16 protein-coding genes are annotated in these 14,548 nt (G+C 66.7%); 8 read left to right on the top strand and 8 right to left on the bottom strand.

Annotated elements, in window-relative coordinates; all coding sequences use genetic code 11:
* The first annotated feature begins 66 nt into the window (after positions 1-66).
* The 3 genes from L1787_RS01795 to L1787_RS01785 all read left to right on the top strand — a co-directional run bounded on the left by L1787_RS01795 (position 67) and on the right by L1787_RS01785 (position 2,720).
* Positions 67-1,287: a phenylacetate--CoA ligase family protein gene (locus L1787_RS01795; RefSeq protein ID WP_235706767.1), complete on the top strand. Its 1,221-nt coding sequence runs from the start codon at positions 67-69 to the stop codon at positions 1,285-1,287.
* Positions 1,288-1,439: 152 nt separating this feature from the next.
* Entirely contained in the window at positions 1,440-1,823 is a 384-nt protein-coding gene (gene rplS, locus L1787_RS01790; protein WP_235706766.1) for a 50S ribosomal protein L19, read from the top strand.
* Positions 1,824-1,961: 138 nt separating this feature from the next.
* Positions 1,962-2,720, top strand: coding sequence for a thermonuclease family protein (locus tag L1787_RS01785; protein ID WP_235706765.1), 759 nt, complete (start codon positions 1,962-1,964; stop codon positions 2,718-2,720).
* A 158-nt stretch (positions 2,721-2,878) separates the two neighbouring features.
* Here L1787_RS01785 and L1787_RS01780 read toward each other — a convergent pair whose 3' ends face one another.
* From L1787_RS01780 to L1787_RS01765, 4 genes are all read right to left on the bottom strand, one after another.
* Positions 2,879-3,349 carry a hypothetical protein gene (locus L1787_RS01780; RefSeq protein WP_235706764.1) on the bottom strand — a complete coding sequence of 157 codons (471 nt, stop codon included), beginning with the start codon at positions 3,347-3,349 and terminating at the stop codon, positions 2,879-2,881.
* A gap of 8 nt (positions 3,350-3,357) precedes the next feature.
* The gene (gene rlmN, locus L1787_RS01775; protein WP_235706763.1) at positions 3,358-4,572 is read right to left on the bottom strand and encodes a dual-specificity RNA methyltransferase RlmN; all 1,215 of its coding nucleotides are present in this window, start codon (positions 4,570-4,572) and stop codon (positions 3,358-3,360) included.
* 3 nt (positions 4,573-4,575) lie between these two features.
* Entirely contained in the window at positions 4,576-5,076 is a 501-nt protein-coding gene (locus L1787_RS01770; RefSeq protein ID WP_235706762.1) for an invasion associated locus B family protein, read from the bottom strand.
* 316 nt (positions 5,077-5,392) lie between these two features.
* Entirely contained in the window at positions 5,393-6,283 is an 891-nt protein-coding gene (locus L1787_RS01765) for a LysR family transcriptional regulator (RefSeq protein WP_235706761.1), read from the bottom strand.
* A gap of 97 nt (positions 6,284-6,380) precedes the next feature.
* Here L1787_RS01765 and L1787_RS01760 point away from each other — a divergent pair, with 97 nt between their 5' ends.
* On the top strand, positions 6,381-6,605 hold the full coding sequence (locus L1787_RS01760; protein WP_235706760.1) for a DUF1127 domain-containing protein: 225 nt from the start codon (positions 6,381-6,383) through the stop codon (positions 6,603-6,605).
* Between the two features lie 46 nt (positions 6,606-6,651).
* Here the strand turns inward: L1787_RS01760 and L1787_RS01755 are convergent, their stop codons facing one another.
* The 4 genes from L1787_RS01755 to ispG all read right to left on the bottom strand — a co-directional run bounded on the left by L1787_RS01755 (position 6,652) and on the right by ispG (position 9,304).
* Entirely contained in the window at positions 6,652-7,026 is a 375-nt protein-coding gene (locus L1787_RS01755; protein WP_235706759.1) for a YkvA family protein, read from the bottom strand.
* The gene (locus tag L1787_RS01750; protein ID WP_235706758.1) at positions 7,023-7,313 is read right to left on the bottom strand and encodes a 4a-hydroxytetrahydrobiopterin dehydratase; all 291 of its coding nucleotides are present in this window, start codon (positions 7,311-7,313) and stop codon (positions 7,023-7,025) included. Before L1787_RS01750 ends, L1787_RS01755 begins: the two co-directional genes overlap by 4 nt.
* A gap of 83 nt (positions 7,314-7,396) precedes the next feature.
* Positions 7,397-7,930 carry a hypothetical protein gene (locus L1787_RS01745; protein WP_235706757.1) on the bottom strand — a complete coding sequence of 178 codons (534 nt, stop codon included), beginning with the start codon at positions 7,928-7,930 and terminating at the stop codon, positions 7,397-7,399.
* Positions 7,931-8,044: 114 nt separating this feature from the next.
* Complete coding sequence (gene ispG / locus L1787_RS01740) at positions 8,045-9,304, bottom strand: flavodoxin-dependent (E)-4-hydroxy-3-methylbut-2-enyl-diphosphate synthase (protein ID WP_235706756.1); 1,260 nt, start codon at positions 9,302-9,304, stop codon at positions 8,045-8,047.
* Between the two features lie 144 nt (positions 9,305-9,448).
* Here ispG and L1787_RS01735 point away from each other — a divergent pair, with 144 nt between their 5' ends.
* The 4 genes from L1787_RS01735 (at position 9,449) to L1787_RS01720 (ending at position 14,482) form a co-directional block, all read left to right on the top strand.
* Positions 9,449-10,228: a 3-hydroxybutyrate dehydrogenase gene (locus L1787_RS01735; RefSeq protein WP_255720178.1), complete on the top strand. Its 780-nt coding sequence runs from the start codon at positions 9,449-9,451 to the stop codon at positions 10,226-10,228.
* Positions 10,229-10,470: 242 nt separating this feature from the next.
* Positions 10,471-11,451 (top strand): endonuclease/exonuclease/phosphatase family protein, encoded by a 981-nt coding sequence (locus L1787_RS01730; RefSeq protein ID WP_235706755.1) that lies wholly within the window; start codon positions 10,471-10,473, stop codon positions 11,449-11,451.
* Between the two features lie 97 nt (positions 11,452-11,548).
* On the top strand, positions 11,549-12,559 hold the full coding sequence (locus L1787_RS01725; protein WP_235706754.1) for a patatin-like phospholipase family protein: 1,011 nt from the start codon (positions 11,549-11,551) through the stop codon (positions 12,557-12,559).
* A 36-nt stretch (positions 12,560-12,595) separates the two neighbouring features.
* Complete coding sequence (locus L1787_RS01720) at positions 12,596-14,482, top strand: monovalent cation:proton antiporter-2 (CPA2) family protein (RefSeq protein WP_235706753.1); 1,887 nt, start codon at positions 12,596-12,598, stop codon at positions 14,480-14,482.
* Positions 14,483-14,548: the final 66 nt, after the last annotated feature.

The following is a 14,548-nucleotide window of genomic DNA, read 5'->3' as shown; positions in this document are numbered from 1 at the left end:
TCTTCTCTTGCCGCCCTGCCCGGTTTTCGCAAAGCTCGGACGGCATTCGGGCTTGGGGGGAAACCGATGACCGAGACGTTCGATGCCGAGGAAACGCGCCCGGCCGCCGAGCGCGAGGCCGCGCTGTTCGCCGCGCTCCCCGGCGCGCTCGCCGAGGCGATTTCGAAGGCACCCGGCTGGGCCCGCCGCCTCGAGGGTGTCGACCCGGCCACGATCACCTCCCGCGAGGCGCTGGCCCGCCTGCCCGTCACCCGCAAGAGCGCATTCATGGGCGAGGGCCCGCCCGCCTATCTCGACCATGTCACCGTGCCGCCGGCGGAGCTTGCCCGCATCTTCGTCTCTCCCGGTCCGGTGTTCGTGCCGCAGGGGCGCGAGGCGGACCCGTGGAACGCCGCCCGTGCGCTCTTCGCGGCGGGGTTTCGGCCCGGAATGCTCGCCGTCAACGCTTTCGGCTACCATCTGACGCCTGGCGCGTTCATCCTCGAAAGCGGGCTCGCGGCGCTCGGGGCGACGGTGTTCGCGATGGGGCCGGGCAACGCGGCCGAGGCCGTCCCGCTCCTCGCCGCGCTTCGTCCCGCCGCCTATTGCGGCGTGCCCGACCACCTCAACATCCTGCTCGATCGCGCGGAGGAGGTGGGCGCCGACCTCTCGTGCCTCACGACAGCGCTCGTCTCGGGCGCCGCCTTGCCGCCGGACCTGCGCGCCCGGATCGAGGCGCGCGGCGTCCGCGTCTCGCAATGCTTTGCGACGGCCGATCTCGGCGTCGTCGCCTATGAGAGCGCCGCGCGGGAGGGGTTGATCCTCAATGAGGGTCTCATTCTCGAGATCGTCCGCCCGGGGACCGGGGATCCGGTCGCCGAAGGCGAGGTCGGCGAAATCGTCGTCACCCGCTTCTCGCCGACGGCTCCGCTCTTCCGGTTCGCGACCGGCGATCTTTCGGCCCACCTTCCCGGCCCGAGCCCGTGCGGCCGAACCAATCTGCGCATCCGCGGCTGGATGGGCCGGGCCGACCAGCGGACCAAAGTGAAGGGCATGTTCGTCGACCCCGCCCAGATCGCCGAGATCGTCAAACGCCATCCCGAGATCCGCCGCGCCCGCCTCGTCGTCACCCGCGCCGGCCACACCGACGCGATGACCCTGATGGTGGAAGGCGCCGTCGACCCCGCCCAGATCGAGGCGACGCTCAAGGCCGTCACCCAGCTTTCCGGCACGATCGCGCTCGCCGATTCCGGCTCGCTTCCCAATGACGGAAAGGTTATCGTGGACGAACGGCCGGTCGAGGGATGAGCCATGCGGATCGGCGCATAACGGCTCAGCCCGGAATCCTGTCTCGCCACCCTCGACAAAGGGGATGAGACACACTATTCAAAGCGGCCTGGCATTTCAGATGCGATCAAGACGCAACGCGCCGCCGCGGCGGCGTGACGGGATCCAACGACATGAACATCATCGACGAGCTCAACCGCGAGCAGATGGCGGCGATCGAAGAAAAGCGTAAGCTGCCTGCTTTTCAGCCCGGTGACACGGTCCGCGTGAACGTACGCGTGACCGAAGGCACCCGCACCCGCGTGCAGGCCTATGAGGGCGTGTGCATCGCGCGCTCGGGCGCCGGCCTCAACGAGAACTTCACCGTGCGCAAGCTCTCCTATGGCGAGGGCGTCGAGCGCGTCTTCCCGATCTTCTCCCCCATGCTGGAGTCGGTCGAGGTGGTGCGCCGCGGTAAGGTTCGCCGCGCGAAGCTTTATTATCTGCGTGGCCGTACCGGTAAGGCTGCCCGCATCACCGAGCGCAAGGAAAAGCGCCCGGCCGCGGCGAACGCCTGATCCTGCCAGCCTGACGATGATCCGCCGCTACGCCCACCGATCCCTCGGTGTGGCGGCGGTCCGGCGGAAATGCGGGCACCTCTCTAGCGTGACCTCAACCGTCGGCCACCGCGCCGCACGGGCGCTTTGTTGCGCACAATGATCCGCAGCCTCATCGCATCCATTTTCTTTCTCGGCGCCCTCGGGCTGTTCGGGCTCTTCGGCTTCATCGGCTGGCGTGCGCTGACCGAGATGCCCGCCCGCAACGAGATCGCGACCGCCTCGGCCGACGCGCCTGCCGTCGCCGAACGCGCGCGCCAGCGTGCGCGGGAACGCGAGGCCGCCATCGAGGCCGCACGCGCCGACCCGGCCGGCACGACCGAGCGCCAGGACGGCGTTCGCTATCTGAACAAGTCCGGCATCATCAGCCTCCCGCCCGAAGGCCCCCTCACCCGCACCGAATCGCCGGTCGTGGTCGAGGCCGAGCCGGAACGTGCGCCCGATCCGACCCGCTATCGCCTGGTCATCATCGAGAGCGCCGGCCTCATCAACGCCCGCACCCATATGATCGAGCTCGCGCATGTCGACGCGCCGGCCGCGGACGACAAATGCACCACCGCCGACGGCCGCGAATGGCCGTGCGGGATGCGCGCCCGCACGGCGCTCCGCCGCCTCGTGCAGCGCCGCGCGGTCGATTGCCTCGACCTCGATGCGGGCGCCGAAACCGCAGCAGACGCGCCGGCCGCCGCCGACGGCCCCAGCATCGCCAATTGCACGGTGGCCGGGGTCGACCTGTCCCGCTGGCTCGTCGAACAGGGCTGGGCCCGCCCCGCCGCCGACGCGCCCGACGCCTTCGCTTCGCTCGCCGACGAGGCACGGAGCGCCGGCCGAGGCCTTTACGACCCGCAGGGGCGGTAAGGCGACACGGCGCGGCGAACCAGCGCCGCCGGCCGGGCAGCGCGCGCGAGACGCACGCTCGGACACATCAATGTGAGACTCTGAGACCCGCCGGAGCGCGCTCGCGATCGGGTTTCCGGTTCAGGACGCGGGAAAGGCCGGCAGGCCGAGCGGTCCGATCAGCGCGGATACTCGGCGAACCAAGGCAGTTCGAGCCAGCGCCCCGCAGTTCGCCCGGCGATCGCCCAATATGTGAGCCCGCCCACCGCGCCGCACGCGACGCACAGGATCACCGCCTCATGGGTAATCGGCGGAAACGCGTCGCCATTGAAGGCCGCCCGCAATGGCAACGCCTGAACGAGGCCGACGAGACCGCCCGCCGCCAGATAGACCGCGATGCCGCGCAGCTTCAGCCCCTCGGTGATGGCAACGGCGATCGCAGCCGGCCAGAAGGCGGCGGCGAAGGCGGTGATGCTCGTCGACGTGATGAGGATGACGGTCTCGACAAACGCCGGCCAGCTCGCCTGCAACTGCGCGAATGTCACGCGGGTGATCGCGAAGGTCGCGAAGGTGCCGGCGGCGAGGGCGGCCGTGGTGTAGGCGATCATCACCATGATCGCCTGCGCCGTGAGGGCCCAAATCGCGTACATGCCGGACCTCAGGCCGGCTCGGCGGCCCGACGCTCCCGCGCGGAGAGCTTCTTGCTTTCCGAGCGAAGCTGGCCGCAGGCGGCGAGAATGTCCTGCCCACGGGGGGTGCGGACGGGGGACGCGTAACCGGCACGGTTCACGATGTCTGCAAAGTCCTCGATCGTTTCCCAGTCTGAACACTCATATGGAGAGCCAGGCCAGGAATTGAACGGGATGAGGTTGATCTTGGCCGGTATGCCGCGGATGAGCTCCACCAGCGCCCGCGCATCGGCGAGGCTGTCATTGACGCCCTTCAGCATCACGTACTCGAACGTGATACGGCGCGCATTGGACAGGCCCGGATAGGCGCGGCAGGCGTCCATCAGCTCGGCGATCGGGTATTTTTTGTTGAGGGGAACGAGGACGTCGCGCACCTCGTCCCGCACGGCATGGAGCGAAATCGCGAGCATTACGCCCATCTCGCGCCCCACCCGCTCGATCATCGGCACGACGCCCGATGTCGACAATGTGATCCGCCGCTTCGACAAAGACAGCCCGTCTCCGTCCGAGGCGACCGCCATCGCGGCTTTGACGTGGTCGAAATTATAGAGCGGCTCGCCCATGCCCATCAGGACGATGTTGGAGACCATCCGCCCCGTCGCCGGTCCGCCGGACGCGCCGGGCCCGCCTGCGAAATCGCCGAGGCGGCGGCGCGCGAAAACGACCTGCTCGACGATCTCGTGCGCGGTCAGATTGCGCACGAGGCGCTGCGTGCCGGTGTGGCAGAAGGTGCAATTGAGCGTGCAGCCCACCTGGCTCGACACGCACAGCGTGCCGCGATTTTCTTCGGGAATATAGACCGTCTCGACCTCGACCGGGGCGCCGGGGCCGCGCGCGGGAAAGCGCAACAGCCATTTGCGCGTGCCGTCGGTCGAGATCTGCTCGTCGACCATTTCGGCGGAGCCGATCGGAAAGCGATCCGCGAGCGCGGCGCGCACCGGGGCGGCGACATTGGCCATCGCGCCATAATCGTCGACGCCGCGGATATAGAGCCAGTGCCAGAGCTGGGCGACGCGCATCTTGATCTGCGCGTCCGGTACGCCGGCGGCGGCAAGGCACGCGGCGAGCTCCTCACGCGAGGCGCCGAGGAGCTGTGTCTCGCCCTCCGCCCGGTCGGGCGCGACGCGCACCTCGGGCGTGATCGCCTCGCGGGAGCGCCGACGCAGGAGAGCGAGATTGGCCATGGATCAATCGCAGCCGTTGGAGATACGGTTCGAGCCGGCCGTCACCCCGGACAGGGAGAAGCTGTAGCTCGTATTCGTACCACGGGCCGACGTGCCGCGCACCGACATCGCACGGCCAGCGCGCATCGCGGCGACGAGCTGCTGCTCTTCCGCCGTGGACTCCACCCACGCGCCGTCATCCTTCGTGAACAGGCTGAATTCCTGTCCGTCGACGTCGACGATCACGGTGGAGTCGGGCTCGAAGGGGTAGCCCACCAGAATGCTGACTTCGTTCGTGACGTTTTCCGCGGGCCGCGTCGTGAGGAAGAAGAAGACGTCGCCATGATTGCGATTGGACGGCGACAGCGTCTTCGGCTTCGACAGGATGTAGCAGGTGGTCTGCCCATTCGCATCGTAGCGGTAGGCCTCCCAGTCTCCGAACTGCTCCATGAGTGTCGGAGCGCCCTGCGCGGCGGCGGAGAAGGGCAACATGAAGATGAGTATGAGGGCTGCGAATGACCGCATGTCTGTTCTTGTCCTAAGTCCGTCGAGGCACGCGTTCTCCATTTCAGGTGTCGCGCACCAGGGTCAAGTCCTGTCCCCCTTAACGGTTGGCCATGAACAGAAGGTTCTTGACCGTGTCCAGGAGGGCACAGACGCCACCCTAACCCGAACGACTTGAAGGAGGGGTGAATGAGGCGCGACGCATTGTCGGCCTCGATCGTAATTCAGATGCGGCCAAAATTCGCCCGTCCCCGCAAGAGGGCGCGGGCGAAAAGCGACCGGAACTGACGCGAAGCTGTCCTCTGGTTAGACCGACGAACTTGCCTGGGGCTTGAACTCATTCGGCGGCGAACTGGCGCATTTCAGAGCCGGCGTCCGAAGCGGCCCACTTTTCACGAACGACATCGGCGAGCTTTTCGGCAAGGTCCGCATTCGCACCGCGGTTGACGTAAAGCGCGATCTGCGTCGCCGGAAGGGTCGGCAGCGCGCCGCCATGGTCGATCGCTTCGAGCTGCGGGGGAAGCGTATACTCGATCCCGGCATGAACGGCAAAATCCGCCGCGACGCTCGCCTCGACGGTGCGAATCGACACCGAATCGACCGCCATCACCCAGGGGATTCCCGCATCGTCCAGAGCGCGCTGCACCGCCGAGCGGAAAATGCAGCGCCCTTCGAAGGCGAGCGGCAGCGGACGCTGGCGCCATGCGTTGCCGCCCGGCGCACCCACCCAGATCAACGGGCTGATCTGCAGCACCTCGGCGCCCCGGTCGGGATGGGCCTCGGTCGTCAGGATCACGTCGACCTCGCCGCGCGCCAAGGCGTCCTTCAATTGATGCGTGTAGGACGATTGCAGCGAGACCTGAACGCGCGGATAGGCGCGCGCGAAATGTCGAAGCACCTCCGGAACGTGCGGATAGACGACATCGTGCGGCGCCCCGAGGACGAGCTCGCCCTCGAAGGATTTGTCGGTGAGGCGCGCCCACACTTCGTCATTGAGATCAAGCATGCGCCGCGCATAGGAGAGCAGCAGCTCGCCGTTGGACGTCGGCGTCATCCCCTTGCGCGAACGCTCCAGGAGGGACTGGCCGAGCGACTCCTCCAACCGCTTGAGCTGCATGGACACGGCGGACTGCGTGAGGTTCAGCCGTGCGGCCGCGCGCGTGACGCCACCGGCGTCGACGATCGCCACAAAGCTGCGAAGAGCTGCCAGATCGAGCGAACGGGCCACGATCAATCTCCGTGATCAATATGATCAGAACGTTTCGTTTCACTTATCGCCGATATCGCAGCACATCAATCGCACAGTAAGCCCAAGGAGGCGACTCATGGACGAGATTTTGGCTCGGGCCACGTGGCCCGTGGGGTGGGGATCGCGCAAAGCGGCGCTGATGGCCCGCCTTTGGCTCAACCTTTGGAGCGAGCGTCGCGCATTGGCCATGCTCGACGACAGGCTCCTGAAAGATATCGGCGTCACCCCGGACGAGGCGCGATATGAGAGCGAGCGCGCCCCTTGGGACGCTCCCACCAAACGCATGATGCAAGGTTGGTAGCGCCCACGAGGTCCGCATTGCCGGCGCGTCATCAGGGCGCTCGCCTTCAGTCGGCGAGCGCCTTTTCTGCGCGCCGCCGATGCTCGGCCGTAATATGTGCCGCGACGATCGTGATCGCGCCGAGGAGCACGGTCGCATCGTCCGTGAAGCCGATGCCCACCAGGAAATCGGGAATGGCGTCGAGCGGCGTCACGAAATAGAGCAGCGCGCCGAACAGCGTGCCGCGCACCTTCCACGGCACCGACGGGTCAAGCGCGCAATAATAAGCCGCCACCAGATCGTGCATGAACGGGATGTGCCGCGCCGCCTTGCGCAAGGTCGGCCAGAAGCGGCGGCGGATCTTGGCTTCGACCCGCTCCTGGTCCTCCTCGTCGACCATTTCGGGGCCGAGAATCTCGCCATCGAGGGCCGGCTTTATCATGAGGCCACCTTATCCACCACGCGCGCGAGCGCGATGTCCTTCTCGGTCAGACCGCCCGTGTCGTGCGTCGTGAGGCGGATCGACACGCGATTATAGACGTTCGACCATTCCGGATGATGATTCATCTTCTCCGCCGCCAGAGCGACCCGCGTCATGAACCCGAACGCGGCGCTGAAATTGGCGAACTTCAAGTCCCGCACGATCGCCGTGCCGCTGTCCTCGAGCGTCCATTGCGGCAACTCGGACAAGGCCTGGCGCGCGTCTTCGATCGTCATCGGATCGGCCATTCGTCGCTCCTCAACACACCTCCACAACGGTCGAGACGGATGTAGGGTTCGCTTCGGCGAGCGCAATTCGTCCCCGCGGCGCGTCAGTGTGGCGGAACGATCTTGAAGCCCGTGAAGCGATAGCGCATCGGATTTTCGCCGGCCTCGCCGTTCAACGGATCGGCGTCCAGAGGGAAGAAGGAGACGAGCGTGTCGCCCTTCATCGTCGCCTCGTCGCGGTCATAGACGCCGGTGATGTCGACCCGCGCGAGCTTTTGGACCGGCATTTCGACTGTCGGAAAGGTGAAGTCGAGGAGAACGGCATCGAGATGGAGGTCGCCGCCCTCGACCCGGCAGGTCCAGCCGCCGCGCGCCTCGCTGAAAGGCTGATAGCGCTCCGAGACGCCGCCCTGGGCCGAATCGGTCATCATCGCCTGGCCGCTGTCGGTGAGCGACAAGAGGATGCGGCCGACCTGCGGTTCGATCGCATCGGGCGCGCGCGGCCGCAGATAGAGGAAGGTGCCGACGATCGGCATGCACGCGTCGGGCACGTTCTGCGCCGCAACGGGAGTGGCGGCGCCGGCGATCGCGGCGATGGTGATTGTGGTGGTGACGGTGGACAGGATGATGCGGAACATCGGCGTTCTCGGCGTGCTGGGCTCGCGGAGGCCGGACGCCGACACCCGCGCCCGACCACGCGCGAACCGGGTTGAGCGGTCCGAACGGTCTCGCCACACGTGCGGGAGCTTGGTCTACTCCGCGGCGTCCCGCGCGCCGTAACGCTTCATCACATAATCCTCGACGATGGTCTTGAACTCGTCGGCGATGCCGGCGCCGCGCAGCGTCATCCGCTTTTCGCCGTCGATGAAAACCGGCGCGGACGGCTGCTCGCCGGTGCCGGGGAGCGAAATCCCGATATCGGCGTGCTTGCTCTCGCCGGGGCCGTTCACGATGCAGCCCATCACGGCGACCTTCATCGTTTCGACGCCCGGATAGTCGGCCTTCCAGACCGGCATTTTCTCGCCGATATAGCCCTGAATATCCTGGGCGAGCTCCTGGAACACCGTCGAAGTGGTCCGGCCGCAGCCGGGGCACGCCGAGACCACCGGCAGGAAGGCGCGGAAGCCCATCGTCTGCAACAGCTCCTGGGCGACCTTCACCTCGAGCGTGCGGTCGCCGCCGGGCTCGGGCGTCAGCGAAATGCGGATCGTGTCGCCGATCCCCTCCTGGAGGAGGATGCCGAGCGCGGCGGAGGAGGCGACGATGCCCTTCGAGCCCATCCCCGCCTCGGTGAGACCGAGATGCAGCGCGTAGGAACAACGCGCCGCAAGGTCGCGATAGACGGCGATCAGCTCCTGAACGTCGGACACTTTCGCCGAAATCAGGATCCGGTCCGCCGGCAGACCAAGCTGCACCGCCCGGTCGGCCGAGGAGACGCCGGAGACCACCATCGCCTCGCGCAGCACGGCGGCCGCGGTGACGGGCGTCTCCGAGCGGGAATTCTCATCCATCAGCGTGGTCAAAAGCTCTTGATCGAGCGAGCCCCAATTGACGCCGATTCGGACCGGCTTGTCGTACCGCGCCGCCATTTCGATAATCGAGGCGAACTGCGTGTCCCGCTTGGCCTTGAAGCCGACATTGCCCGGATTGATCCGGTATTTGGCGAGCGCTTCGGCACAGGCCGGATGATCGGCGAGCAGCTTGTGGCCGATATAATGGAAGTCGCCGACGAGCGGGACGTTGACCCCGCGCGCGGCGAGCGCATCGCGGATCTTCGGCACGGCGGCGGCCGATTCGTCCCGGTCGACGGTGATGCGGACGAGTTCCGAGCCCTGCGCGGCGAGCGCGGCCACCTGCGTGACGGTGGCGGCGATGTCGGCGGTGTCGGTGTTCGTCATCGACTGGACGACGATGGGCGCGCCGCCGCCGACCGTGACCCCGCCGACATCGACCGGGATCGACCGGCGACGCGGAAGGGGCCCGCTTTGGCTGATGCGTGCTGCGACGTTCATGGCGCCCTCAATGTCCGTGTGCGACGTGGCATGTTCCGTATTGCCCGATATATCGACCCGCCACCGCTCGGACAACGTCACTTGCTCTTGTGCGTTGCGGTAACGGCGGTAGTGTCGCGCTGATCGCGTCAGAGGATTTCGATTATGCTCAAGGGAAAATCCGCCGTCATTACCGGCTCCACCTCCGGCATTGGCCTCGCTTACGCCAAGGCTCTCGCGGCCGAAGGCGTCAATGTCATGATCAACGGCTTCGGTGACGAAGCCGCGATCGAGAAAGAACGCAAGGGCCTCGAAGCGGCAGGCGTCAAAGCGGTCTACTCCAACGCCGACATGACGAAGGCCGACGAAATCGCCGGCATGATCGAACAATGCGCTGCCGATCTCGGCGGATGCGACATTCTCATCAACAATGCCGGCATTCAGCATGTCGCGCCGGTCGAGGAGTTCCCGGACGACAAGTGGAACGCGATTATTGCGATCAACCTGTCATCGGCGTTCCATACGATCAAGCACGCCGTGCCGCTGATGCGCAAAGCCGGCTGGGGGCGCATCATCAACACCGCCTCGGCGCACGCCCTCGTCGCCTCGCCCGACAAGATCGCCTATGTCGCGGCCAAGCACGGCATCGCCGGCATCACGAAGACCGTCGCGCTCGAGGTCGCGAAGGACAACATCACCGTCAACTCGATCTGCCCCGGTTACGTCTGGACGCCGCTCGTGGAGAAGCAGATTCCCGACACCGCCCGCGCCCGTGGCATGAGCGAAGAAGAGGTGAAGGAGAAGGTGATCCTCGCCGCCCAGCCGACGAAGCAGTTCGTGACGGTGGAACAGGTCGCCGCGCTCGCCGTGTTCCTGTGTCAGGACGCGGCCGCGTCGATCACCGGCGCCATGCTGCCGGTCGATGGCGGATGGACGGCGGAATAAAGCCGCACCGCGGGCCTCGACGCTCGCGAAATCGTGATGAGGCGCGGGCCGCAACGCAGGCCCGCGCCTCCGAGGCAAGACCTGCGCCGTACAGACGCGTATGAGCGCATCGCAGCGGCGATCGGGCGCATCCGACGGACGGGCCGATCGCGTATCCGGATTGCAAGCGAAGCATGTTGGTCGCGGTGCACACCGCTTTGATTTGATGGCGAATCCGATTGGCTAGATGGCTGGGAGCATTGTTGGCTCTGGTCGCCGTGTTGGCGAGCGTTCCGCTCATTCTCGGCTTCCTGGGACCGGCTCACCCTTTCTTCGACAGTTTCGCCCATTTTCGGGCTCAGCTCGGCGCCGTCACGCTGATCGCGGGGCTGATGTCGGTGTTCGCCGCGCGCGGGGCGTCCCGCTTCGTCGGCGGGCTCGCGACGATCGTCGCGATGGCCGCGCTGTGGACGGTGTCGCCCTATGTCACCACCTACGGCTCCACGGCCTCGGCCCAGCCGCAGACCTACACGCTCCTTCAGATGAACGTCTTTCACGGCGCCAATCTCGACGCCGCGCTCGACCGGATCCGCACGGTCGCCCCCGACATCGTGACGCTGGAGGAAGTCACCGAGACCGGCGCCGCCCGGTTTGCCGAGGTGCGGGATCTCTACCCCTTCCAGCGCCTGTGCAAAGCGAGCGGCTATTCGCCGGGCCAGGCCATCCTGTCGCGCCATCCCTTCATTGGCGCACCGCCGATCTGCCGCCCGGAATCGGGCTTCCTCGCCCAACGCATCGAGATTGACGGGGCGGAACTGACGCTCGTCGCGCAGCATCTGTCGTGGCCGTGGCCGCACGGCCAGTGGGAGGTCGTCGACGCACTCGCGCCGACGCTCGGCACTCTCGACTGGCCGGTGATGATCGGCGGCGACTTCAACGCCGCGCCGTGGAGCGCGTCGGTCCGCCGCTATGCTGCGCGATCGGGCACGTCGCCCGTCGGCGGGATCGGCCCGACCTGGATGCATCCGAAACTGTTGGACACCATTCCCTTCTGGGTGGGGCTGCCGATCGACAACGTGCTCGTCTCCCGCGGCATCCACGTCGTTTCGGCCGGCACCGAGGCGCCGACGGAATCCGACCATCTTCCGGTTGTCGTCCGCTTCACCATCGACAACAGCTTCGCACTCGGCCAATCGTTGACGGAACGAGCACGTCGATGCGCCGCGAACGCGAACGCGTGCTGACGCGGCGCCTTTCCGCCGCCAGCTGGCGTGATCATTGCCTCTCCCGCGACGAGACCACGATTTTCCGGCCCGAGCGACGCCAACGACGAGGGAACCGATGAACCGCAAGCGAATCAATCTCGCATTGCAGGGCGGCGGCGCACATGGCGCCTTCACCTGGGGTGTCCTCACCGAGATCCTGAAGCGCGACGATGTCGCGATCGACTCCGTGACGGGGACATCCGCCGGCGCGATGAACGCCGCCGTCCTCCTAACCGGCTACATGAAGGGCGGCACCGCGGCCGCGGCCGATGCGCTCACCGCGTTCTGGAAGGACGTTTCGAAGGCGGCGCAATTCAGCCCGTTCCAGCGCACCCTTCTCGACCGCGCGTTCGGGAACTGGAGCCTCGATTCCTCGCCCGCTTATCTCGCCTACGATATCGCCTCGCGCATCGTCTCGCCGGCCTACAGCAACCCGCTCGACATCAACCCGTTGCGCCCGATCGTGGAGCGCCATGTCGACACCGATCTCATCGCGAGCTGTGGCGACATGAAGCTCTTCGTCGCCGCAACCAATGTGTGGACCGGAAAAGTTCGGATCTTCTCGGGCGCCGCCGTCACAGTCGACGCGCTCCTCGCATCGGCTTGCATCCCGCAGGTCTTCGGCCCCGTCTTCATCGACGACGTGCCCTATTGGGACGGCGGCTTCATGGGCAACCCGCCGCTCTTTCCGCTGTTTTACGAGACGGAGACCGCCGACACGGTCCTCGTTCAGATCAATCCGATCGAGCGGCACGAAACGCCGGTCACGGCGCGGGAGATCGTCAACCGCGTCAACGAAATCACCTTCAACGCCTCGCTCCTGAAAGAATTGCGCGCCGTCCGCTTCGTCACCCGGCTGATCGACGAGGGCAAGCTCGACCCGGAGGAGTATCGACGCGTCCGCGTGCACCGGATCGCGAGCGCCGCGCTCAACCCGCTCTCGGCATCCTCCAAGATGAACGGGGAGTGGCGCTTTCTGCGCTATGTGCGTGACATCGGGCAAGAATCGGCGCGGGAATGGCTCGACAATCACGTCGACGATATCGGCGTGCGCGACACGATCGACATCGCCTCGGAGATCGCCTAACGCCGTCGGCCTCTGGCCGTCATAGGATCAACGCAGATGCAGGACGATCCGACCTCCGCCTTTCTGATCGCCATCGCGGTCCTCGCGGCGGCGGTGATCTTCGTCCCCCTCTTCAAGCGCCTGGGGCTCGGCCCGGTGCTCGGCTATCTCTGCGCCGGGGTGATCCTCGGCCCCGGCATTCTCGGCATCGTCGAAGAGCCGGACGAGGTGATGCAGTTCGCCGAGCTCGGCATCGCCTTCCTGCTGTTCCTCATCGGTCTCGAGCTCGAGCCCCGGCGGCTTTGGTCGATGCGGCGCGATATTTTCGGCCTCGGCGCGCTTCAGGTCGTCGCTTGCGCGCTGGTGATCATGCTCTTCCCCCTCATCGTCCAGGGGACGCACTGGCAGGTCGCGCTCGTCGCCGGGCTCGGCCTCGCCCTCTCCTCGACCGCGATCGTCATGCAGATCATCGAGGAGCGGGGCGCGATGCGCCTGCCCTACGGACAGAAGACCTTCGCCGTCCTTCTGATGCAGGACATCGCGATCGTGCCGCTCCTCGTCGTCGTGCGCCTCGTCTCGCCGGGCGGGGAGATCGAGGGGATCGAGGCGGCGCAGAGCATCGCCGTCGCCCTCCTTGCGATCGGGGGGATCGTCATCGGCGGGCGCTATCTGCTGACGCCGTACTTCCGCACCCTCGCCCGCTATGGCGGCACCGAGATCATGACGGCGGGGACGCTCCTCGTCGTCATCGCGGCGGGGACGGCAATGGTCGCGGTCGGCCTGTCGATGGCGATGGGGGCCTTCCTCGCCGGGGTGCTCCTCGCCGAAAGCAACTATCGGCGCGAACTCGAAGCCGATATCGAGCCGTTTCGCGGCGTCCTTCTCGGGCTTTTCTTCCTTTCGGTCGGAATGCTGATCGACCTTTCGGTCGTCGCCGACAACGCCCTTCTCCTCCTGTTCGGCCTCGCCTTCCTTCTCGTGGCGAAAGGGATCGTCGTCTATTTCCTCGTGCGCGTGTTCGGCGGGGATCACGTGACGTCGGCGAAATCGGCGATCCTGCTCTCGCAAGGCGGCGAATTCGGCTTCGTCCTCTACACGACCGCCGCCACCCAGGGCGTCATGACCCAGGAGATGGCGAGCCTCCTCATCGCCGTCGTGTCCCTGTCGATGGTGACGACCCCGTTCCTCGTGCGCTTCGTCGCTCCATTCCTCGCCCGTCAGCGGCCCGTCGCCGAGCCCGAGGAGGATTTCTCCGACGCCAAGGGTGAGGTGTTGGTGATCGGCTTCGGGCGCTTCGGGCAGGTCGTGTCGCAAATGCTGCTCGCGGCCGGCCACGACCTCACGATCCTCGACAATGACGTGAACCGCGTCGTGGAGGCGCGCCGGTTCGGCAACCGCGTCTATTATGGCGATGGCGGCCGGCTCGACGTGCTGCGCGCCGCGCGGGCCGACCGCTGCCGGATGATCGCCGTGCTCACGACTCCGGCGGAGAAGACCAACATGATCGTCGACCTGGTGCGCGAGCAGTTTCCGCACGCCAAGCTGTTCGCGCGCTCGTTCGACCGCCGCCACTCCCTCACCCTCGCCGCCCACAATGTCGACTATGAGCGGCGCGAGACCTTCGACGGGGCGATCCGCTTCGGCCGCGACGCCCTCGTCGCGCTGGGCATGGAGGCGACGGACGCCAAGGAAACGGAGATCATGGTCCGCAAATGGGACCGCGAGCGCCTTGAAATGCAGCGCATCGAGGGGCTCGCCGAGGGGCACCGGAAATGGCGCGAGGTGACGCCGCGTCCCTTCGTCCGCCGCGCGCCGGAGGACAGGGCGCCGGACGATGTCGCCCCGGATGTCGTCATGTCGGACGATGTCGTGGCGGAGGTCGACGATGTCGAGGAGGAGGTGCGCGAACGCCTCGCGGTGGAAGCCGCCGCCCGCGACACCTGACGGCCCCGATCAGCGTGGACGGATCGGATTGTGATGCCGGGATGGCCGCCGACCAAGAAAAAAGGC

This window comes from Acuticoccus kalidii, from assembly GCF_021556395.1.
Taxonomy (GTDB): domain Bacteria; phylum Pseudomonadota; class Alphaproteobacteria; order Rhizobiales; family Amorphaceae; genus Acuticoccus; species Acuticoccus kalidii.
This window is presented reverse-complemented; position numbering and strand designations above follow the sequence as displayed.

Bases quoted from the DNA above. Each gene is read 5' to 3' on its own strand.
- L1787_RS01795 (WP_235706767.1), top strand. From the start codon at position 67: ATGACCGAGACGTTCGATGCCGAGGAAACGCGCCCGGCCGCCGAGCGC.
- rplS (WP_235706766.1), top strand. From the start codon at position 1,440: ATGAACATCATCGACGAGCTCAACCGCGAGCAGATGGCGGCGATCGAA.
- L1787_RS01785 (WP_235706765.1), top strand. From the start codon at position 1,962: ATGATCCGCAGCCTCATCGCATCCATTTTCTTTCTCGGCGCCCTCGGG.
- L1787_RS01780 (WP_235706764.1), bottom strand. From the start codon at position 3,349: ATGTACGCGATTTGGGCCCTCACGGCGCAGGCGATCATGGTGATGATC.
- rlmN (WP_235706763.1), bottom strand. From the start codon at position 4,572: ATGGCCAATCTCGCTCTCCTGCGTCGGCGCTCCCGCGAGGCGATCACG.
- L1787_RS01770 (WP_235706762.1), bottom strand. From the start codon at position 5,076: ATGCGGTCATTCGCAGCCCTCATACTCATCTTCATGTTGCCCTTCTCC.
- L1787_RS01760 (WP_235706760.1), top strand. From the start codon at position 6,381: ATGGACGAGATTTTGGCTCGGGCCACGTGGCCCGTGGGGTGGGGATCG.
- L1787_RS01755 (WP_235706759.1), bottom strand. From the start codon at position 7,026: ATGATAAAGCCGGCCCTCGATGGCGAGATTCTCGGCCCCGAAATGGTC.
- L1787_RS01750 (WP_235706758.1), bottom strand. From the start codon at position 7,313: ATGGCCGATCCGATGACGATCGAAGACGCGCGCCAGGCCTTGTCCGAG.
- L1787_RS01745 (WP_235706757.1), bottom strand. From the start codon at position 7,930: ATGTTCCGCATCATCCTGTCCACCGTCACCACCACAATCACCATCGCC.
- ispG (WP_235706756.1), bottom strand. From the start codon at position 9,304: ATGAACGTCGCAGCACGCATCAGCCAAAGCGGGCCCCTTCCGCGTCGC.
- L1787_RS01735 (WP_255720178.1), top strand. From the start codon at position 9,449: ATGCTCAAGGGAAAATCCGCCGTCATTACCGGCTCCACCTCCGGCATT.
- L1787_RS01725 (WP_235706754.1), top strand. From the start codon at position 11,549: ATGAACCGCAAGCGAATCAATCTCGCATTGCAGGGCGGCGGCGCACAT.
- L1787_RS01720 (WP_235706753.1), top strand. From the start codon at position 12,596: ATGCAGGACGATCCGACCTCCGCCTTTCTGATCGCCATCGCGGTCCTC.